General features: G+C 66.8%; 15 protein-coding genes. 6 read left to right on the forward strand and 9 right to left on the reverse strand.

The features are described from left to right. Positions 1-25 precede the first annotated feature (25 nt). Complete coding sequence (gene polA, locus ACIQ51_RS05970) at positions 26-2,986, forward strand: DNA polymerase I (protein WP_396204105.1); 2,961 nt, start codon at positions 26-28, stop codon at positions 2,984-2,986. 219 nt (positions 2,987-3,205) lie between these two features. After that, positions 3,206-3,589: a type IV pilin protein gene (locus ACIQ51_RS05975; protein ID WP_396204106.1), complete on the forward strand. Its 384-nt coding sequence runs from the start codon at positions 3,206-3,208 to the stop codon at positions 3,587-3,589. Positions 3,590-3,962: 373 nt separating this feature from the next. Here the strand turns inward: ACIQ51_RS05975 and ACIQ51_RS05980 are convergent, their stop codons facing one another. Beyond that, the gene (locus tag ACIQ51_RS05980; protein ID WP_396204108.1) at positions 3,963-5,318 is read right to left on the reverse strand and encodes an MFS transporter; all 1,356 of its coding nucleotides are present in this window, start codon (positions 5,316-5,318) and stop codon (positions 3,963-3,965) included. Between the two features lie 138 nt (positions 5,319-5,456). Here ACIQ51_RS05980 and ACIQ51_RS05985 point away from each other — a divergent pair, with 138 nt between their 5' ends. The 4 genes from ACIQ51_RS05985 to ACIQ51_RS06000 all read left to right on the forward strand — a co-directional run bounded on the left by ACIQ51_RS05985 (position 5,457) and on the right by ACIQ51_RS06000 (position 12,556). Then, a complete protein-coding gene (locus ACIQ51_RS05985; protein WP_396204109.1) occupies positions 5,457-6,425 on the forward strand; it encodes a hypothetical protein in 969 nt (322 codons plus the stop codon). A 92-nt stretch (positions 6,426-6,517) separates the two neighbouring features. Next, the gene (locus ACIQ51_RS05990) at positions 6,518-8,863 is read left to right on the forward strand and encodes a Tex family protein (protein WP_396204110.1); all 2,346 of its coding nucleotides are present in this window, start codon (positions 6,518-6,520) and stop codon (positions 8,861-8,863) included. Positions 8,864-9,002: 139 nt separating this feature from the next. Next, entirely contained in the window at positions 9,003-11,999 is a 2,997-nt protein-coding gene (locus ACIQ51_RS05995; protein WP_396204111.1) for a DEAD/DEAH box helicase, read from the forward strand. Between the two features lie 41 nt (positions 12,000-12,040). Further along, positions 12,041-12,556 carry a hypothetical protein gene (locus tag ACIQ51_RS06000; protein WP_396204112.1) on the forward strand — a complete coding sequence of 172 codons (516 nt, stop codon included), beginning with the start codon at positions 12,041-12,043 and terminating at the stop codon, positions 12,554-12,556. A 46-nt stretch (positions 12,557-12,602) separates the two neighbouring features. Here the strand turns inward: ACIQ51_RS06000 and ACIQ51_RS06005 are convergent, their stop codons facing one another. From ACIQ51_RS06005 to ACIQ51_RS06040, 8 genes are all read right to left on the reverse strand, one after another. Then, entirely contained in the window at positions 12,603-13,889 is a 1,287-nt protein-coding gene (locus tag ACIQ51_RS06005) for a dipeptidase (RefSeq protein ID WP_396204113.1), read from the reverse strand. Between the two features lie 65 nt (positions 13,890-13,954). Next, entirely contained in the window at positions 13,955-14,872 is a 918-nt protein-coding gene (locus tag ACIQ51_RS06010; RefSeq protein ID WP_396204114.1) for an ABC transporter permease, read from the reverse strand. Positions 14,873-14,894: 22 nt separating this feature from the next. Next, the gene (locus ACIQ51_RS06015) at positions 14,895-15,953 is read right to left on the reverse strand and encodes an ABC transporter permease (protein ID WP_396204115.1); all 1,059 of its coding nucleotides are present in this window, start codon (positions 15,951-15,953) and stop codon (positions 14,895-14,897) included. Between the two features lie 11 nt (positions 15,954-15,964). After that, positions 15,965-17,518, reverse strand: a complete 1,554-nt coding sequence (locus tag ACIQ51_RS06020) for an ABC transporter ATP-binding protein (RefSeq protein ID WP_396204116.1) — start codon at positions 17,516-17,518, stop codon at positions 15,965-15,967. Beyond that, positions 17,515-18,351 (reverse strand): Nif3-like dinuclear metal center hexameric protein, encoded by an 837-nt coding sequence (locus ACIQ51_RS06025; protein ID WP_396204117.1) that lies wholly within the window; start codon positions 18,349-18,351, stop codon positions 17,515-17,517. The genes ACIQ51_RS06020 and ACIQ51_RS06025 overlap by 4 nt, the downstream gene beginning before the upstream one ends. Positions 18,352-18,370: 19 nt before the next feature. Beyond that, complete coding sequence (locus ACIQ51_RS06030) at positions 18,371-19,426, reverse strand: BMP family protein (RefSeq protein ID WP_396204118.1); 1,056 nt, start codon at positions 19,424-19,426, stop codon at positions 18,371-18,373. 52 nt (positions 19,427-19,478) lie between these two features. Then, positions 19,479-20,474, reverse strand: a complete 996-nt coding sequence (locus ACIQ51_RS06035) for a ParB/RepB/Spo0J family partition protein (protein WP_396204119.1) — start codon at positions 20,472-20,474, stop codon at positions 19,479-19,481. A 6-nt stretch (positions 20,475-20,480) separates the two neighbouring features. Next, complete coding sequence (locus ACIQ51_RS06040; protein ID WP_396204120.1) at positions 20,481-21,314, reverse strand: ParA family protein; 834 nt, start codon at positions 21,312-21,314, stop codon at positions 20,481-20,483. Positions 21,315-21,511 lie beyond the last annotated feature (197 nt).

Below are 21,511 nucleotides of genomic sequence, written 5' to 3' on the forward strand. Positions count from 1 at the left end.
CCCTGCTCGATGGCGGGGCTGCACCATGGCTGACGTCACCCGCCCGCACGCTCCGCGGCTGTTTCTCGTCGATGGGTACGCGCTGATCTATCGCGCATTCTTTGCGCTCATGCAGCGTCCTCTCAGTACGAGCCGCGGCGAGAACAGTTCGATCGCCTGGGGAATCGCGAACTTCCTCAAGCGCCTGCTCACCACCCATCAACCCGAGCTGCTGGGGTGGGTGCACGACAGTGGGGCCACGTTCCGTGATGAGCTGTATCCGGACTACAAGGCCACGCGCGAGCGGCTCACCGACGACCTTCAGGCGGACTTCGATCAAGGGCTGGAGCGGGTACTGCAGCTGCTCGCCGCCTACGACATCCCCGTGCTCACCGCCGAAGGCTTTGAAGCCGACGACGTGATCGGCACCATGGCGAAGAAGGGGGTGGATGCCGGCTACAACGTGGTGATCGTTTCGGGTGACAAGGATTTTCAGCAGCTCGTGCGCCCGGGCATCTGGTTGCTCAATCCAGGACGCGGCGGCCCGGCCAGCGTGGAAGAGAGCTGGGTGGGGACGGAAAATGCGAGTGACCGGCTCGGCGTGCCGCCGGAGCGCGTCATCGACTATCTCGCGCTTGTCGGCGACAGCTCCGACAACGTGCCGGGCGTGAAGGGGATCGGCGAGAAGGGGGCCATCGAGCTGATCACCCAGTTCGGCCCGCTTGAGAACATCATCGCGCACGCGAACGAGATCACCAAGAAGCGTCCGCGTGAGGCCCTGCTGCAGTACGAAGCCGATGCGCGCCTGTCCAAGCAGCTCGTCACGATTCACTGCGACGTACCGATCGAGCTCGACACCGACACACTTCGCGTCAATGCCCCCAACACCGATGCGCTGCGCGCGCTCTATCTCGACCTCGAGTTCACGAGTCTCCTGAAGGACGTGGGGGGCGGCCCCATATCAGGCGGTCCTGCCGCCGTGCCGCGCCCAGTGACAGACGCGCCGGGTGTACCGACGACGCCTCGCTCCTCGTCGTCGTCGGTACGTCCTGCCCCGCTCGGCGTGGTGGAAAGCACGAGCGGTGTGCCGGTACTGGCCGATGCCCGCTACACCACCGTGGGCACGCTCGATGCGCTGACCACCCTGTTGCAGCGCGTGCGCGAGGTACCGTACATCGCCATCGACACCGAGACGGTCTGCGATCCGGCGTCACCCAATCCGGTCGATCCGATGCGTGCCACCCTCGTGGGGCTCTCGATCGCCGTGCTACCGGGTGAGGCGTACTACCTGCCGTTCCGTCACCGCCTCGACGACGGCGGCGGGAATCTCGCGCTGCTCTCTGGTGACGCCGGAATCGCCGGGCGTCGCATCAACGCCGGTGTGCCGGAGCCGGTCAATTTGCCGCCCTTCGAAAGCGAGGCGTGCGCGCCGCTGCGCGCGATGCTCGAGGACGCGGCCGTGAAGAAGATCGCCCAGAACGCCAAGTACGATGTGCTCGTGCTGCGCGGAGCTGGCGTGCACCTGGCAGGCTTGTCGTTCGACACAATGCTGGCGAGCTACCTGCTCGATCCCGGTCGCCGATCGCACGGACTCGACTTGCTGGCGCTCGAGTTCCTCGGTCACACGATGACGGCATACGAACAGTTGTGTGGCAAGGGGAAGAATCAGCTGGGGTTTGATGTGGTGCCGGTGGATGCGGCGCGCGACTACTCGTGCGAGGATGTCGACGTGACGATGCGCGTGCGCACGCAGCTCGAGCCGTTGCTGGTGAGCCACGCCATGCTGCCGCTGCTCACCGAGATGGAGGTGCCGCTCGTGTCGGTGCTCGCCGATATGGAGTACGACGGCATCGCCATCAACCTCGCGTGGTTCGAAAGCCTCAAGACGCGGTTCAGGGCGGAGCGCGAGAAGGTGGAGCAGGCGATTTACGTCGAGGCGGGGGAAGAGTTCAACATCAACTCCAATCCGCAGCTTCGCGTGATTCTCTTCGAGAAGCTCGGGTTGCCGGTGAAGAAAAAGACCGCGACGGGCCCGAGCACCGACGCGAGCGTACTGCAGGAGCTTGCAGAGGAGGGGCACACGCTCCCGACGCTCCTCATGGAGTACCGCGAGATCTTCAAGCTCGAAGGCACGTACATCGACGCGTTGCCGCGACTCGTCCATCCGCGCGATCATCGGCTGCACACGTCGTACAATCAGACGGTTGCGGCGACGGGACGGCTGTCGAGCTCCGATCCCAACCTGCAGAACATCCCGAGTCGTCGTGAGCTGGGGCGCGAAATCCGTCGGGGGTTCGTCCCGCGGTCGGGATGGCGGCTGTTGAGCGCCGACTATTCACAGATCGAGCTGCGTCTGCTGGCACACTTGAGCGCTGATCCGGCGTTCGTGAGCGCCTTCAGAGCCGGTGGCGATATCCACAAGCAGACGGCGGCGATCATCTTCGGTGTGCCACTGCCCGACGTGACGAGCGAGATGCGCGCGAGGGCGAAGACGATCAACTTCGCCACCATTTATGGCCAGGGGGCGCACGCGCTGTCACGGCAGCTGCGTATTACGCACGCCGAAGCCAAGGAGTTCATTGACACCTACTTCGAGCGCTTCGCTGGCGTGAAGGCATTCCTCGATCGGTGCGTGCTAGAGGCCCGGCAGAAGGGATACGTCGAGACGTTGTTCAAGCGCCGCCGCTACATCCCCGAGCTCAAGGAGCGGAACTTCAACATCCGTGCGTTCGGTGAGCGGGTGGCCGCCAACGCGCCGATCCAGGGGTCGGCGGCCGATCTCATCAAGATCGCGATGATCCGGGTGCATACCGCGCTCGCAACGGAGAAGCTCGCATCGCGCATGTTGCTGCAGGTGCACGATGAACTGGTGTTCGAACTGCCGCCTGAGGAAGAAGGGGTGTTGGCCACCTTGGTGAAGCGGGAGATGGAGGGTGCGGCCACGCTCGATGTCCCGCTGCTGGTAGAGATGGGCATCGGCACCGATTGGGTCACCGCGAAGTCCTGATACGGCTCGTTGCATCCCGCGGCGTTCTGCGGAGGCTGCGAGGGTGGCGCGTGGGTCCGGAACCAGATTGAGTCTGTTAAGCGCTTGCAATACATACAGTTGCATCTGATCCACCGGGCGGCATCAGGATTGCGGTATGGCCGAGGGTACGCGAGGGATGCCCCCTCGCTCCGTGTCCGTCCATCCGGCGTCGTGCCGCGCTTCGTATTGGGGAGTGTCATGCCACGCATCCCACAGGGCTTCACCCTCATCGAGCTGCTGATCGTGGTCGTGGTCATCGGCATCCTTGCGGCGATCGCCATTCCGAAGTTCCAGACCACCAAGGGCAAGGCCTACGCGTCGACCATCAAGAGCGACCTCAAGAACCTCTCGTCGCGCCAGGAAGACTACTTCTACTCCAACGAGACGTACGCGAACAACACGGGGCAGCTCAACTTCGCTGGTACTGATGGCGTGACCATCACAATCGCCGAGGCCGATGGGCGGGGCTGGTCGGCCACGGCCACCCACCCGAACGCCTTTCCGCTAACTTGCGCCGTGTTCTACGGTGAGGCCGTGCCGCTGGCGCCCGCCGTCAACGAAGGAGTCATCGAGTGCCGGTAACGCCTTGAGCGAACTGCCCCCGATCGTGAAGGATCCCGACTCCCGCCGGCGCACCATGCGCCTGCGGGAGCTCTGCTTTGCGAGCGGGTGTGTGGAGTTTCCCGATCAGCGTCGAGACGGGATGATCCACGCCATGGAAGGGGGGCTCTGGTTACACCGCCACCTCTGGAAGGGTGAACCGCTGGTGCACTTGGTCAGTACCGATCGCGCGCGCCTGTTGGTATTCGGCTCGGCAGTGGGGCTGTCCGCAGTCCGCCTACAGTACAAGCCGCTCAAGGATCCGCGCACGGGGCAGCGCCGCGAAGCGTGGCACTGGGACCTGGGGGGACCGGTCTACCCGCCGCACGATTCGGCTCTGCTGGCCGTGACACAGTCAGGCAGTGTGCAGGTTCGCGTCAGCCTCGCGCGCGGCGCGCTCACCTTCGCCGACGTTCACGCGCATGAGCATGGCCCCGCCTACCACGAAGAACGCAATCACCCAGAGGATGGCGCTGCGCGAACTGCCGGTGCTGCTCACCGCAATGCCGAATACCGCCGGACCGAGAATACCGCCGAACTTCTCGAACACGCTGTAGAACCCGAAAAACTCACCGCTCTTGTGCTTGGGGACCATGCTGGCGAAGAGTGAGCGGCTGAGCGCCTGCGTGCCGCCCTGCACCATCGCCACCATGCCGGCCAGCACGTAGAACTCGGTCACCGTGTGGATCCGGTACGCGTAGATGCAGATGCCCGTGTAGACCGCGAGGCCAAGCATGATCGATCCTTTGGTGCCCAGCTTCGAAGCGAGCGCGCCGAAAAGGAAAGCGAACGGGATGCCCACGAACTGTACGATCAGGATCGCGGTAATGAGATCGGAGCGCGGGAGCCCCAGCTCCTCGCCAAAGACCGTGGCCATGCGCACGATCGTCTGGATGCCGTCGTTGTAGATCGTAAACGCCAGCATGGTGAGAAATGCCTGGCGGTAGAGACGCATCTCCCCGAGTGTTTCGCGCAGGCGCGAGAAGCCGACCTTGAACGGACTCTCGGTGGGTGCCTCGTCGGCCTCGATCAACCGCGCCGGCTCGGGCACACCTCGCAGCATGGGTATGCTGAAGAGCAACCACCACACGCCCACCGACACGAACGCGAGACGTGCCGGCAACGTAGACTGCTCGGCGGTGAGGTGATCACCGGTGGGGAGGCCGATCAGCGCTGGATTGCTGATCCATGCGAGGTTGATCGCCAGCAGCAGTCCGCCCCCGATGTAGCCCATGGCGTACGCGCCGGTGCTCACGCGATCGATCTCGTCTTTGCGCGCGATATGCGGCAACAGTGACTCGTAGAACGTAAGGCTCCCCGTGGCACCGGCGAGCGACAGCACGAACAACGTGCACGCCAGCAACAGGTCGCCCTGCATGATGAAGTACATCCCCATTGTGCTGAACACGCCAAGCAGCATGAACACACTCAAGAAGCGCTTTTTGGCCGATCGGTAGTCAGCCACGGCGCCGAGGATCGGCGACAGCACCGCGATGAGGATCGCGCCGGCCGTGTTGGCCCACGAGTACCATGCGGTGGCCTCCGGCTTCGACATCTCAGCCCCGGCGACCGAGATGAAATAGATCGGAAACACGGCCGTGGTGATGACCGTTTGCATCGACGACACCGCCCAATCGTACATGGCCCACGCACGGAGCTCGGGGCGGTGCAGCCCGAGGGCATGCAGCAGGCGGTTGGGACGGGCGGTCATGGCAATCTCGGGCATGCACGGTCCGGGACGTGGGTGGTCCGAGCCGAGGGGAGCGGGGTAGCACCTCGACCACAGGTAGCGTAATGGTCAGGATTCGTCATGTCGCTGTCCAGTACGTCATGTGACATACTTCTAGGCATGCAGACACATTGGCGACGGCTTCTTCGGGCGGTGCGGTGGATACCGGTTTGCGCGGCGCCGGTGCTGCTACTGGCGGGGTGCGATCGCACCGGATCGGGTGAGTCGGGTGATTCGTCGGTGGCGGCGCGCACTCCGAGCCGTTCCGACAGCATGGCCACCACGGTGAGCAGCAGCGGATGGGATGTTTCGGCCGGCCCCTTTGTGGTGCTCCCCACCGTGGACGGTGGCATGGTCGCGGGCTCGCTGCTCCTGCCGGAGGCATCCGATACAACCGTTGGCGATACGGTGGGGGTCGGTGCGCTGCTTGGCGACGGCCGGCTCGATCTGTTCTCGCGCGGTGGGCGCGTGGGTGGGGCACGACTCACGGTGGAGGCCTCCGAGGTGGCCGATCCGGCCTGTTCGGCGTGGCCGGTGGCGCGTCTCGCCGTCGACGCCGGGGTCGCGCTCCCCCCGTGGACGGCGGCGTTCGCGAGCGGTCGCATCACCGCGGTACCACTCGACTCGATCGAAGGGATGGCCCCACGTGATTCGGCCAGGCTCGCCGCCGATCTCACACGGCTCGCGTCGAAGCTCCCCGATGACACGAGCGCCACGTTTCGCGCGCTGCCCTTCGTGGTGCTCCGCGCATGGCAAAGCCGTGGGCTCGACAGTGGGGTCGTGGTCGCCACGCTGGCTCGCCGGGTGAATCAGGAAGATGACCCCAAGGAGGAGCGTCTCGTGCTCGTGGTGGAGGCGCCGACCGACAAGGGCTCCACGTGGACGGTGGGGTGGCATGAGCGTGCCGCAGGACATGAAGAGGAGCTGGTGGTGGCTGAACCACTGCTGGCGTTCCGTGCCGTGGGCGCGCGTGATGTGCGCCTGCTCTTTGGCCGCGATGATGGCGTGGCGCTCGGTGCGGCGGTGTTGTCGCGACAGGGTGGCGTGTGGCGCGTGCTGTGGGAGAGCGCGATCGCCGGGTGCAACTGACTGGTACGGCACAGGTCATCCGCGGCGAGTGATCGGCCGCGTCTTCCGCAAGGCCTCCAATTTGCCACCCCTCGCGCGTACTATCCGCGCTTATGACTGCTCCTACCCTCGATCTCGTTGCCCCCGCCCTCGTGGCGCGCGTGGCGACGGAAATGTCGCTCAACCCGCAGCAGGTTCAGCGCACGCTCGCCCTTTTCGCCGAGGGCGCCACGCTTCCCTTCATTGCCCGTTACCGCAAGGAAATGACGGGTGGCCTCGACGAGGTGCAGCTCCGCGATGTGCGTGAGCGCGCCGAGTATCTCAAGGAAATGGAGGACCGTCGCGCCGCGATCCTCAAGAGCATCGACGAACAGGGCAAGCTCGACGCAGCGCTCAAGGCATCGATCCTCGCCGCCGACACCAAGCAGGCGCTCGAGGATCTCTATCTCCCGTTCAAGCCTAAGCGCCGCACCCGCGCCATGATTGCGCGTGAGCGTGGCCTGGCCCCGCTGGCGGAATCGCTGTGGGATGGTACGCTCGACGACGCGGCGGCGCTCGCCACGGCGGCGGCGTTCATCCTCCCGGAGCTGGACGGCAAGCCCAGTGAAGTGCCTACGGCGGAGGCGGCGCTGCAGGGTGCCCGCGACATTCTCTCCGAGCAGATCGCCGAAGACGCCGTGGTTCGCGGCTGGGTGCGTGAAGTCACGCGCGCCAAGGGCGTGGTGAAGAGCAGTGTGATCGCCGAAAAGAAGAGCGACGACAGCAAGTTCAAGGATTACTTCGAATTCTCCGAGTCGCTGGGCACCATCCCCAGCCATCGCATGCTCGCCATTCGCCGTGGGGAGACCGAAGGCGAATTGCTCTGGCGCATCGAGGCGCCGGTGGAGGAGATCAACGCGCGCCTCGTGGGTGAAGTGAGCCAGGCGAAGAAGGCGCTGCAGCAGTTCACGCTCGTGTGCGCCGATGCGTACAAGCGACTGCTGTCGCCGGCGATCGAAGTGGAACTGCGGGTGGAGCTCAAGACGCGCGCCGATGACGAGGCCATTACCATCTTCGGCCGGAACCTCGAGCAGCTGCTGCTGGCGAGCCCCGCGGGTGAGAAGAAGGTGATCGGGCTCGACCCAGGCTTCCGCACCGGCGTGAAGGTGGCGGTGGTGAGTGCCACCGGCGCGCTTGTGCACACCGACACGCTGTATCTCCACCAGGAAGACCGCTTCGCCGGTGCCGTGCGCGCCATGGTGACGCGCTTCACCCCCGAACTCATTGCGATCGGCAACGGGACCGCCAGTCGCGAAACGGAAACGCTCACCAAGGCGGCGCTGCGTGAAATGGACGCCCCGCGCCCGCAGGTGGTCGTGGTGAACGAAGCCGGCGCGTCCGTGTACAGCGCGAGTGATCTGGCGCGCGCCGAATTCCCGGAGCTCGACGTGTCGTTGCGCGGCGCCGTGAGCATCGCCCGCCGCTTGCAGGATCCGCTCGCGGAGCTCGTGAAGATCGATCCCAAGAGCATCGGTGTGGGGCAGTACCAGCACGACGTGAATCAGACCAAGCTTAAGCAGCGCCTCGACGACACCGTCGAAAGCGCCGTGAATCGCGTGGGCGTGGAGCTCAACACCGCGTCGGCGGCGCTGCTGGGCTACGTGGCCGGCATCGGCCCCAGCCTCGCGCAGGCGATCGTCACGCTGCGCGACAGCAAGGGCGGCTTTACCTCGCGCGGGGACCTCAAGGATGTCCCGCGACTTGGTGCCAAGGCGTTCGAACAGGCCGCCGGATTCCTTCGGGTGCGTGGCGGAGCGCATCCGCTCGACGCGAGCGCGGTACACCCTGAACGCTATGCGCTCGTGGAGCGGATGGCGCAGGACCTGGGTGTGAACGTGGCCGAGTTCATTGGCAACGACGCCCTCGTGGAGCGGATCGATCTCCGCCAATATGTGAGTGGCGACGTGGGCATGCCCACGCTGCAGGATATCGCGGCGGAACTCAAGAAGCCCGGCCGCGACCCGCGAGCCGCCTTTGAGCCGCCGGCCTTCCGTGAGGACATCCAGAAGCCCAGCGATCTGTTGGCGGGCATGGTGCTGGAAGGAGTGGTCACCAACATCGTGGCGTTTGGCGCGTTCGTGGACATCGGCGTGCACCAGGATGGGCTCGTGCACGTGAGCCAGATCGCTGACCGCTATGTGAAGGATCCCAACGACGCGGTCAAGGTGGGACAGAAGGTCAAGGTGACCGTGCAGAGCGTGGATCTGCCCCGCAACCGCATTGCGCTCAGCATGCGCACCGACGGCGGCGTTGGCCCCAAGGGCGGCAGCGCCGAAGGGGGCACGCGTCGCGACGTGGAGCAGAATAACCGGCAGACCACTTCGCAGCGTCCCGCGCTCACGGGTGGCTTCAAGCCGGCGGCCAAGCCGTTCGTCCCCACCAAGGGCGCGATCGCCCCGAACGGTATCCGCTTCAAGTAACCGCAGGAGGCACGGAGGAGGGGAGACACGGCGGCGCGGCGCTACGCTTGGGCAGGGCGATCGCTTACGTTCAAGGGTTGCGCCGTTGTTGCGCCATTGCTGCGCGGTTGTCTCCCCTCGCTCCTGCCAATTGACACACGTGGTGAATCCGTTCGAGGACGAAGAGACTCGACCGCCGCGCTCCGGCCCCGTACCACCATGGCTGGCAGCACTGGAGCAGATCACCGAGGCGCAGGGGAATGCCACGCGCCTCGTACCCATGGCGGAGCGGGTGCAATCGCTGCCGTCGGACCGTCGGCTCGCATACATGGTGCATCTCACGCCACCGGCCAGCGGCGACGGGGTGCGGGTGGAGGTGGCCGCGCAGCGGCGTAACCGTGACGGGCTGTGGGAAGACCCCACACCCTTCACCTTCTCCGCGGACGCGTGGTACAACGCGCCTGACGGCGAGGACCGGCTCATTGCCAACCTGCTGTTGGGCACCGCCGACGCAACGCACCTGACGGGGCTGCCGGCCGGCGGCTTCGTTATCCCCCCCCGCGCCTACGAGCCTACCCTGCGGCTCGCCTGTGAAACGGGGCGCGCCATGGTCAAGAGTCAGCGGCCGCGGTTGCATGGCCGCGCCCTGCAATGGGATGCCGGGGCGCCCTACACCACGCGTGTCCACGTCAACGGCACGCCCGATACGGGGTTCGTCCTGACCGCCACGCTCGAACGCGCGGCTCCGGCCACCGTGGCCCCAGAAACCGCGGCGGGCATCGCCCCGGGCACCGTGACGGTGCCGGTGCATACCGTGGATTACTTCATCGGCAACGACCTCGTGCTGATCGGCTCGGTCTTGGCACGCCTGGACGGAGGCGCCTTGCTGCCGCTGGTGAACACGATCTGGCGTGAGGGCGACCTCGAACTCGGCGACGATCTCACCGAGTTCCTGCAGCGCTACCATGCCGCGCCCGGGGTGCCGGCGTTGCAGCTCCCCGAGGGGGCAATGCACACCGAGACGGACATCACGCCGGTGCCGTGCATCGAGACATTCGATGACTCGCCCCTCGCGCGACGGCCCCTCACGCGTGTCGCGGTGCGGTTCCGCTACGGCGGCATCGCCGTCGACGCCGACACGCAGACGCCGTGGGCGTTCGACCGCGCCAACAACACGCTCTACCGGCGTCGCGCCGCTACCGAGCGCTCGGCGGTCAACCGGCTGCGTGCACTCGGTGCGCAGGAGATGTACTCGGCCACCGCGCATCGCCTCGGGCTGGCGCTTCCCGCGCCCATCGTCTCCCGCACACTCAGTACGCTTGTCGACGAAGGATGGATCGTCGAACACAACGGGCAGCGCCTGCTCGCCGCCGGACAGCTCGCGATCTCGGCCCGCTCCGGCGTGGACTGGTTCGATCTCACCGGTGTCGTGCGCTACGGTACACACGAGCTGCCACTCTTGGAGTTGCTGCAGCGCCGACTCGCCGGTGAGGACCGCGTGACGCTCCCTGATGGCACCGTGGGACTGCTGCCGCAGGAGCAGCTCGACGAGTGGCAGGCGATGCTGGCGTTGGGCGAACGCCGCGACGATGCGCTTCGCTTCAAGCAGTCACAGCTCGCGCTCGTGAACGTGTTGCTGGAGGCGCTGCCCGACTCCGACGTGGACGACACGCTCGCCGCCGCCCGCGAACAGCTGCGCGACTTCCGCGCCATCGGCGACGAGCCGGTGCCCGAGGGGTTCGTGGGCGAGTTGCGCGGCTATCAGAAGGACGCCCTCGGGTGGTTCGCGTTCCTGCGTCGCTTCAATCTCGGCGGCTGTTTGGCCGACGACATGGGGCTGGGCAAGACGGTGCAGGTACTCGCCTTGCTCGAGTCGCGCCGTGTGCGTGGTGTCGGCCCTTCACTGCTCGTGGTCCCGCGGTCGCTCGTGTTCAACTGGGTGCACGAGGCGGCGCGCTTCACGCCCCAGCTACGCCTGGTGGACCTCAGTCATCCCGATCGCGAGGATGTGCCGCTAGGTGAGATCGACGCCGACGTGGTGATTACCACGTACGGTACCCTGCGTCGCGATGTGGCCGCACTCGGACAGCGCCGCTTCGATTACGTGGTGCTGGACGAAGCGCAGGCGATCAAGAACGCCGGGACGGTCACGGCGAAGGCCGCGCGCGTACTGCAGGCCGATCATCGCCTCGCGCTCACGGGCACGCCGATCGAGAATCGGATCGAGGAGTTGTGGAGTCTCTTCGAGTTTCTCAACCCTGGCATGCTCGGCGCGTCCACGCGCTTCAGCAGCGCCGCACGGATGCTCGGGGCAGCCACGCGCACATCATCCTTCGGCGGGGAGACGCTCGACGGCCGCCCCGACTCGGTGTTGTCGCGCGCATTACGGCCGGTCATTTTGCGCCGCACCAAGGCGCAGGTTGCCACCGAACTCCCGCCGCGCTCCGAGCAGACGCTCGAGGTGGAGCTCGAGCCCAAGCAGCGGGCGTTCTACGAACAGCTGCGCGTGCGATACGCCGAGCAGGTCCTGTCGCTGATCAACGAGTCGGGGATGGCGCGCTCTCGCATGCAGATCCTCGAGGCGTTGCTGCGTCTGCGGCAGGCCGCCTGTCACCCGGTGCTTGCCGATCCATCGCGCGCAGCGCTGCCGAGTGCCAAGCTCGATGCGCTCATTCCTGCGCTGCAGGAACTCACGGCGGAGGGACACAAGGCGCTGGTGTTTTCGCAGTTTACCAGCTTCCTCGCGCTGGTGAAGGCGCGCCTCGATGCGGTGGGGCTGTCGTACGAATATCTCGATGGGCGCACGCGTGACCGTGGTGAGCGCGTGGCGCGCTTCCAGGCGCCCGAGGGGCCGCCGATCTTCCTGATCAGTCTCAAGGCGGGTGGGCACGGTCTCAATCTCACCGCCGCCGAGTATGTGTATCTGCTCGATCCCTGGTGGAACCCTGCCGTCGAAGCCCAGGCCATCGATCGCGCCCATCGCATCGGGCAGTCCCGCCACGTGATCGCTACGCGTCTGGTGGCGCGTGACACGATCGAGTCGAAGATCCTCGAGCTGCAGCACAGCAAGCGCGCGCTCGCCGACGCCATTCTCGGGGAGGATCGTGGGGGGTTGGGCGGAATCGGACGGGCGGAGCTCGAGTTGCTGTTGGGGTAGAGGAACGGATCGCTGTCAGTACAGCCGCAGGTCCACGCATCATGTCAATCATGCCACACGACTACGCCGCCATTCTCAAGGCCATCATCGATGGCTACACTCTGCCGCTAACTGGATATCACGGGCTGCACCACTGGGCGCGCGTGTGGGACAACGGCCTTCGGGTGGCGTCGGAGAACGGCGCCGACGAGGAAGTGGTCCGGCTGTTCGCCCTCTTTCACGATGCCCGTCGCGTGAACGAGCACATTGACCCCGACCACGGGCTGCGCGGCGGTGACCTCGCACACACGCTGCGCGGGTCGCTGGTGCATCTCGATGATTCGCGGTTCGACCTGTTGTACGAAGCGTGTCGGTTGCACACCGATGGTCACACGACTGGCGATGCCACGATGCTGGCCTGCTGGGACGCCGACCGCCTCGATCTCGGCCGGGTAGGGATTCGTCCCCGGGCCGACCGCTTGTGCACCGATGCCGCGCGCGCACTCGTGCCATGGGCACAGCTTCGCGCGGAGGGCGATCACCGGGTGGAGGAGGTGTTGCAGTGCTGGGGGTGGTGACCCCCTCCGCACTCACACCGTCCTCCAGCCCAGCCTCAGCGGGGATCTACTTCCCCGCTACCTTCTCTACCCGCTCCATCACGCGCAGCAGGTTGCCGCCCCAGATCTTGGTGATCTCCTGCTCGGTGTAACCGCGATGCACGAGCTCCGCGGTCACGTTCAGCGACTCGCTCGCACTGCGCCAGCCATCCACGCCGCCGCCGCCGTCGAAGTCGCTGCTGATCCCCACGTGGTCGATGCCGATCCGCTTCACCACGTAGTCGATGTGGTCCACGAAGTCCTTCACCGTGGCGGCGGGGTCACTCGGGTAGCGGCGCGCGGTGATGTCTTCCTGCTTCGCCAGATATTCGTTGCGCTTCTCGTTGGGGAGCGCCTCGATCGCCCGCTGGACCTCGGCGCGATTGCCGGCGGCAATGCCGTAGTCCTTGCGCAGCGCGTCGATTGCTGCCGCGCGCTCGGCGTCCTTCGTGGGATTGCACTTCACATAGCTGTTGAACGCCACCAGCTGGATCACGCCGCCGTTCTTCTTGAGCGCATCGAGCTGCTCGTCGTCCATGTTGCGGCTGTGGTTGCACAGCGCGCGCACGCCGCTGTGCGATCCCATGATGGGCGCCTTGCTGAGCGCGATCGTTTGCAGCATCGACTGCTTGGAGGGGTGCGACACGTCGATCATCATGCCGAGGCGGTTCATTTCGGCGATCACTTGCCGACCCAGCGGCGAGAGGCCGTTATGCAGCCACACGCCATCGCGCTCGCCGGTATTGCTGTCGGACAGCTGGCTGTGTCCGTTGTGGGCCAGTGACATGTAGCGGCCACCACGCTCGTAGAACTTCTGCACGTTGGTGATGTCGCTGCCGATGGGGAAGCCGTTCTCCACGCCGATGAAGATCACGCGCTTGCCGCTCTGGTGGATGCGGCGCGCATCAGCGGCGGTGTAGGCGATTTCGGCACGCGAGGGCGCGAGCTGCTTGGTCAGCCGATGGATCGCGTCGAACTTCTCGATCGCCTGCGCGTTGGCGCGTGCGAAGCCGTCGCTGTCGAGGTTGGGCGACTGCCCCACGTACACGATGAGGAAGGCGCCCACGAGGCCCCCCTCCTCCATCTTCACGAGATCGACTTGTGTGCGCGGCAGCTTCTGCGCGTAGTTGGGACCGCTCTCGGTGAAGTTCGCGGGCGCGATGTCCACGTGGGTGTCGATCGACAGCACCTTGGCGTGGATGGAACGCGCCGTGGCGAGGGCCGCGGCGTCGTTGGCGGGGCGACGGCCGGACTGGGCGAGGAGCGGCTGGGCCGCGAGCATCGTGAGCGCGGCAAGGGCGGCAGATCGGAGCATGGCTGGCGGAAGGAGGGGAGGCGGGGCGTGGTGAGCTGTCAGGAACAGTGGTCAGTCTTCAGTTGCTACGACCGCTTCCCCAAACTTGCTGGCGATGCGGCTCGTCCGCTGGCGCCCGCCAGGACCAGCAGCGTGAGCACATAGGGGAGCGCGAGGAAGAGCTGGTAGGGGATGCCGCTCCAGCCCATGGCCTGGAAGAGAACCTGCAGTGAGTTGGCGGCCCCGAAGAGCAGGGCCGCTGCGGCCACGCCGAGCGGCTTCCATCGTCCCAGCACCACGATGGCGATCGCGATGAAGCCGCGGCCGGCGCTCATCCCTTCGACGAAGGTGCCGGCCTGGGCCAGTACCAGCGTGGCGCCGGCGAGTCCCGCCATGGCGCCGGCGAAGAGGACAGCCAGTGCCTGATACCGGCGTGGCGCAATGCCCGCCGCGATGGCGGCCTCGGGGTATTCGCCGATTGCTCGCAGTGCGAGGCCGCTATGTGTGCGCTGCAGCCACCACGCCAGCACCGGTGCCAGCAGCATGGCCACATACGTGATGACCGGCTGCGCAAAGAACCCCGGACCAATTACAGGAATGGCCGACACCCCCGGCACCGGCAGTACGCCACTCGTGGGCGTGGAGAGGGCCACGCCCGACGCGCCAAAGATCGTGCGGTACAGTGTGCCCGTGAGCCCCAACGCGAACATGGTGATGGCGGTCCCCGTGATGATCTGGTCGGCCCGGAAGCCCACCGTGAACAACGCGAAGAGGGCAGCCACCGCCATCCCCGCCATCGCCCCCGCCACGAAGCCCCCGCCAACGCCAATCACCCCTGCGGCCACCGTGCCCCCCAAGGCGCCGGCGATGATCGATCCCTCGAGCCCGATGTTGATCACACCCGCGCGCTCGCTGATGCACTCGCCGAGCGCTGCCAAGGCGAGCGGCGTCGCGGTACGTACACTCGCCTCGAGGAAGCCGGTGCCGATGTCGAGCGCGCTCATGGCTGCCTGCTCCGGACTCGCGTCATGTGGCTGCCTCCGCTCGCGTCCGCGACGGTACGCGCGAGCTCCAGCGGTCGGCGGCCACGATCAGCAGGATGAGCACCGCCTCGATCACGCTCACCACCACACTCGGTACCCCGGCATCGCGCTGCATGGCATTGGCGCCTGCCTCGAGCGCCCCGAACAGGAGGGCGGTGCCGAGCACGCCCAGCGGATGCAGCCGCGCCAGCAACGCCACCGCGATCGCGGTGTACCCGTAGCCTGGCGAGAAGTTCTCGTAGAGCGCGAAGGTGATTCCCGTGTACTCCACGGCACCACCGAATCCCGCCAGCAGTCCGCTCAAGAGAAAGGCGGAGAACACGGTGCGTGCGACGGGAATGCCGCCCGCTGACTGTGCGGCATCGACATTGGCCCCCACGGCGCGCACACGGAATCCGCTGGCGGTACGGCTCAGCCACCACCACACGGCGATCGCCGCGAAGACCATGAGTGGCACCCCGGCGTGCAGGCGCGTTCCTTCGAGCAACACGGGCAGATGCAGCGATTCGGCGAGCATGGTGCTCTGCGGATTCACGCCCGTGGGCTCCTGGAGTGGTCCGCGCACCAGCCAGCCGGTGGCGTATTGCGCCAGAAAATTGAGCATGATCGTGCTGATCACTTCGAGTACGCCGAAGCGCAGGCGCAGCAGCCCCGCAACGCCGGCCCAGAGCGCGCCTGCGGTGGCCCCCCCAAGCAGCACCAAGGGAAGGGCAAGGAGCGGGCTCGTTCCGGTGAGCGGTACCGCCAGCGCCGCTGCCGCCGCGGCACCCACAAGCAGCTGTCCTTCCGCGCCCACATTGAGGATGCCGGCGCGGAACGCGAGCGACACCGACAGTCCCGCCAATCCCAGCGGCACCATGCGCACGATGGTCGCCGAGGTGATCGCGTAGTAGGAGCCGAATGCCCCGGTAGCCATTGCCGACAATGCTGGCAGCACGGCATGACCGGTGGCGAGGAGCAGCAGCGAGAGCAACCCGAGCGCGGCCACCAGCACGATGGTCAGCTGGAGCACGGCGCGCATGGCGCTGCCGGTGGGTCGCATCGTGGTCGCGTTCACAGGGCGGCGACCGCAGGAGACTGTGCATCCGCCGCCACCTGGCCGCCGAGCATCGCACGTCCCACCGACTCTCGGTCGGCGGGCACCTCGTGCACGGCACCACCATGCATGGCGTACACGCGATCGGCGAGCAGCAGGACCTCATCGAGATCACTGCTGTACACCACCACCGCGGTGCCGGCATTCCGCGCCGCGCGCAGGGCCTCCTGTACGGCCGCCGTGGCCTTGAAGTCGAGCCCGCGCGAAGGATTTTCTACCACCAGTGCGTTCGGCTGGTCGGCCAGTTCACGCCCCAGCACATACTTCTGCTGATTCCCGCCCGACAGCGTGCGTGCGATGGCCTGCGGTCCGGGGGCGCGCACGTCGAAGCGCGTGAGCAACGTGGCTGTACTCTCGCGCAGCGCCGACCACGGCATGCGTCCGCGCCGAGCACCGGCGCCACGCAGTGCCGTGTTCTCGAAGAGCGGCGCGTCGAGCAACAATGCGTCGCGGTGACGATCCTCGGGCACGAAGCCAACACGCTCCGGGCGCCTGACTTCTCCCTCGGTGGGCTCGAGCCGACCGGCCAGCAGGCGAAGCAACTCGTGTTGTCCCGCCCCTTCCACCGCGGCGATCCCCACGATTTCACCGGCGTGCACGGCCACCGTCGCGCCCCGCACGCGCAGCACGCCGCGTTCGTCGCGCCACATGGCCTGGCGTGCCGCCAACACCGCATCGCCCGTCGGCGCTGCCGAGGGACGCACCGCCTGTCCGGCGGTTGCCGCGAGGACCTGCGTGGTACGGTCGGCATCACCACCCGCCGTCACCGTCGGCGCGCCGATCATGGCGCTGGCGAGCGCATCCTGCGTGGTGTTGCCCGCGCGCGTGGTGAGTACGGTGCGCCCACGGTGCAGCACGGTGATGTCATCGGCCACCGCGAGGGCGTCGCGCAGTTTGTGCGTGATCAGCACGACGGCGTTGCCGGCATCGGCATGGCGTCGTACCCAGGCCAGCAGCTCCGCGGCTTCCGCAGGGGCGAGCACCGCCGTGGGTTCGTCGAGAATGAGCAACTGCACGTTGCGCGCGAGTGCCTTCACGATTTCGCAGCGCTGCTGCGCACCCACCGGCAGCGTGCTCACGCGTGCCTGCGGATCGAGCTGCAGCCCGGCATGCGCCGCCACGTTCACGACGGCCTGGGCGGCACGTGCCGGATCGAATGCGCCATGGCCACCGAGGGCGACGTTCTCCGCGACCGTCATGGCGGGCACCAGGGTGAAATGCTGGTGCACCATCCCAATGCCGTTGGCGAGGGCCTGCGCTGGGCTCGGGAGGCGTACGGCGTGGCCTTGCCAGCGTATTGTGCCGGCATCGGGAGCCAGGAGACCGAACACCACGCGCATCAGTGTAGTCTTGCCAGCGCCATTCTCACCGAGGAGGGCGTGCACGGTGCCGCGACGCACGGTGAGGTGCGCGCGGTCGAGCGCGCGCACGCTGCCGAAGGTGTGCGAGATCTCTTCGAGCGAGAGCAGCGCGGCGCCGTCCGGCGCCGCTCCCGCCGGTGGTGGATTCACGAGCCGGTGGGGAGATGTAGGAAGGTCCAGGGCACGCCAAACTTCGCTTCGATCCATGCGCCCAGCGCCTGCACGCCGAGCGTTTCGGTGGCGTAGTGTCCGGCGTAGATCACGCAGAAGTCGTGTTCGAGCGCTTCGACCGTCGTGTGATGCGGTCCTTCGCCCACGATCAGGGTATCGATGCCCGTGTCGCGCGCTTCGCGGAGTGTGTCGGACGACGCGCCGCCACCGGTGCAGAGGGCCCATCGCCGCGTGGTGCGCCCCGCGACCGGCACGGAGCTCCGTACCTGACCGCCGTAGCGGGCGGCGAAGGCCTCAATCCGTGCGAACAGATCCGCGGTGGGTTCATCGCCGGTGCCGCTCACGCCCACGTCGATCGTCTTGTACCGCGCAAAGCCGCCGGTCGGCGTGAGCCCGAGCGCGCGGGCGAGGCGTACGTTGTTGCCGAGCGCGGGGTGGCAGTCGAGTGGCAGATGCGTGGCATAGACCGCGATGTCACCGCCAAAGAGCGTGCGGTACTTCTCGTAGCTCACGCCGGTGATGGGCTGCGCGCCACTCCAGAACAGGCCATGGTGCACCACCAACAAGTTCGCGCCACTGATCGCCGCCTCGGTGATGGCCGCGCGTGAGGCGTCGACCGCCACGGCCACCTTGTGCACCGTGCCACGGTTGGCGAGTTGCAGTCCGTTCACGGCGCCGCCGTAATCGGGGATCTCCGCCGTGCGCAGTTCGAGGTCGAGGGCGGCGACGATGTCGCGCAACGGGGCGTGCGGCGCCTCCAGCCCGTTGCCGGTGGCCTGAGCGAGAATGCGATCGACGGGAGGCGTGGACATGCGCGTTGGCTCGAGGGTGTTACGTGCCGGGGGTGATCGGCTTGGCGATGTCGTTCGGTGTCGTGAGGTCCTTGACGGCGTCGAAGGTGCCGGCGCGGAGCAGCGCGCCCACGGAGTCCACCGAGGCCATGGCGGCAGCCGGGATGCGCGCGGAGAGGGCGGCATTGAGTTCGAGGCGCACGACGCTGTCCTTCACGCCGAGGCTGATGAGGCGCCCCTTGAAGGTGCCGGCCTGGATCTCGCGACCGATCAGCATGAAGGCGCGGGGGAGGTCGATGACCACCGAGCCGATAATCACCTCGGGGGCCACATCGTTCTGGTTGGCGTTGGTGCCGAAGGCGTACACCTGCTTTTCCTTGGCTGCCTGGAAGATGCCAAGGCCTGCCGCGTCGGCGTTCTGGAAGATGATGTCCACGCCGCGCGCGATCTGCGCGAGTGCCTGTTCCTTGCCGGCGCTCACGTCATCCCAATTGCCGATGTACGAGGTGATCACTTCCACCGCGGGGTTGGTGAGCTTCGCGCCGCGGGTGAAGGCTTCGAAGCTGGCCTTGACTGGTGGCAGCTCGGTGCCGGCAATAAGGCCGAGCTTGTTGGTCTTCGTCATCGCGCCGGCGATCATCCCTGCCTGAAACGAGGCCTCCTCGAAGAGGAAGGCCACACCGGCGAGGTTGGGTCCGGTTACGCGCCCCGAGGTGACCACGTAGTTGGTCTTGGGGTACGCCTTCGACACCCGCGACGCGGCGTCCTGGAATTCGAAGCCGTGGCCGATCACGAGCGCATAGCCCTGCGCGCCGTACTGCCGGAAGTTCTCCTCGAACTCGGCGGGCGTCTTGGTCTGGATGTGTGAGATCTCGGCCCCCAGCGAATCGCGCATGGCGACCACGCCGGCGTAGGCGCCGCCGTTCCACGACTTGTCGGAGATGGGGCCGGGGGTAAGCAGCGCCACGCGCAGCGCTACGGGCGGCGAGCCGGCGCTGTCGGACGTGGCGGCCTGCCCCCCGCCGCAGGCGGCGGTGAGCGAGGCGGCGGCGGTGGCCGCAGCAAGCGCGAACGCGCGGAAGTGCTTCGAAATCATCTCAGGTGTCCTATGGTGTCGCGTATGTGGCGTGATGCTGACCGCAATTATATCAATCGAGCGAGACGCCCAGCATATTCAGTACGCGCTCGAGGTCGTCGTTGGAGAAGAACGCGATGCGGACTTCGCCCTTGTCCCGCGCTGTCAACGAAATGGTTACGCCCGTTTGCAGTTTCCGGCGGAGCCGTTCCTCGAGCTGGCGCACCACGGCGCTCGAGGCACCGGGTGGCACGGCGGGCGCGGCCGCTGTCGCCTTCTTCCCGGCAGCCGGGGGCTTGGGGCGACCCGCCTGTACACGGCGCTCCACTTCGCGGACCGAGAGGCCGTTGGCGGCGATGTCTCGGGCCATGTCGACGATCTCGCGTTCACCGCCGAGCGGCAGGAGGGCGCGCGCATGTCCGGCGGTGAGCTGCTTGTCCTGCAGCATCCGTCGCACACTCGCCGGCAACTGACGGAGCCGGAGGGCATTAGCCACCGTCGACCGGTCTTTGCCGACCACATCGGCCACTTCCTGGTTCGTCAGCGCGAAGTCGTCGACAAGTCGCTGATAGCCATCCGCCTCTTCGATGGGGTCGAGGTCGGCTCGCTGCAGGTTCTCGATCATCGCCAAGGTGGCCAGCATGCGATCGTCGACCGGTTTCACCAGCGCGGGGATCTCGGTCCACCCAATTCGCGTGGCCGCTCGGAAGCGGCGCTCGCCGGCGATCAGCTCATAGCCATTCCCATTGGGCGCCGGCCGCACCGTAATGGGCTGCAGCAGCCCGTTCGTGCGGAGGCTGCCCTCGAGGTCAGCCAGCTCGTCCGCCCGAAACTCTTTGCGCGGCTGATAGGGGTTGGCGCGGATGTCGGAGAGCTTGAGGGTCCTGAGGCTCCCCGCCTCGTTGTGCTCTTCCGCCGACGCCTGCGTACCAGAAACGGCTGCGGCCGGGGGCGCACTGGTGGTCGCGGCTGCCGGCGATGCGGGTGATGCGGGTGCCTTGGCAGGCTCGCGGCGTGCAAGGAGCGCGTCGAGCCCGCGGCCGAGTCGGCGCGGTGGTTCAGGGGTCATCGGGAATTACTCCGTCTCGGCGGTTGGTGCATCGGTAGCCGCCGACGCGTCGGCGGCCGGCTCGGTTGCTGGGGCGCTGCGCCGCTCAATCAACTCACGGGCGACGGCCATGTATGCCTGGGCGCCCACGCTGGCCACGTCGTATACCACGATGGGCTTTCCAAAGCTGGGGGCTTCGGCGAGGCGGATGTTTCGCGGGATCACCGTAGAGAAGACGCGCTCGCCGAAGTGCGCGCGCGCATCGGCGGCCACCTGCCGACTGAGATTGAGGCGGGTGTCGTACATGGTGAGCAGGACGGCGTCCACGTCGAGCTGCTCATTGAAGGCGTCCTGTACGCGATGCACGGTCTGCATGAGCTGCGAGAGCCCTTCGAGTGCGTAATACTCGCACTGCAAGGGAATGAGCAGGGCGTCGGCGGCCACGAGCATGTTGAGGGTGATAAGCCCCAGGCTCGGTGGACAATCAATGAGGATCCAGTCGTAGCGGTCGCGCACGCCGGCGAGTGCCCGCTGCATGCGACCCACACGGTCCTCGGCGTCCACAAGCTCCACTTCTACGGCGGCCAGGTCCGGTGTGGTGGGGAGCACGTCGAGGTGGCGGAACTGCACCCCGCGCACGAGCGCCTGATCGAGCGGGACCTCACCGAGGAGCACGTCATAGGTGTTCACGGTGAAGTCATCGCGGCTGATGCCGCAGCCGGAGGTCGCATTCCCCTGCGGATCGGCGTCGATGAGCAGCGTTCTCTGCTCCGCGACGGCGAGCGAGGCGGCGAGGTTCACGGCGGTGGTGGTCTTACCGACTCCACCCTTCTGATTGGCGATGGCGAGGATGCGTCCCACGGGGCTGGGCAAGAGGGGTTCGCGAGGGACCGGAAGTATAGGCCTCTTGGGGGTTAGGGGCCATGGCGCGTGCCGAAATTCGAGGCAATACGGCGCGGTGATGGGGTTCCATGGGGGCGTCGCTCCCCTGTTTCACGTGAAACGGCGGGTTTTTCTGGGGGGTGAAGCCAATCGAGACCGAGGAGTGGGAATCCTCG

This window comes from Gemmatimonas sp. (assembly GCF_044344655.1).
In the GTDB taxonomy this organism is placed as follows: Bacteria; Gemmatimonadota; Gemmatimonadetes; order Gemmatimonadales; family Gemmatimonadaceae; genus Gemmatimonas.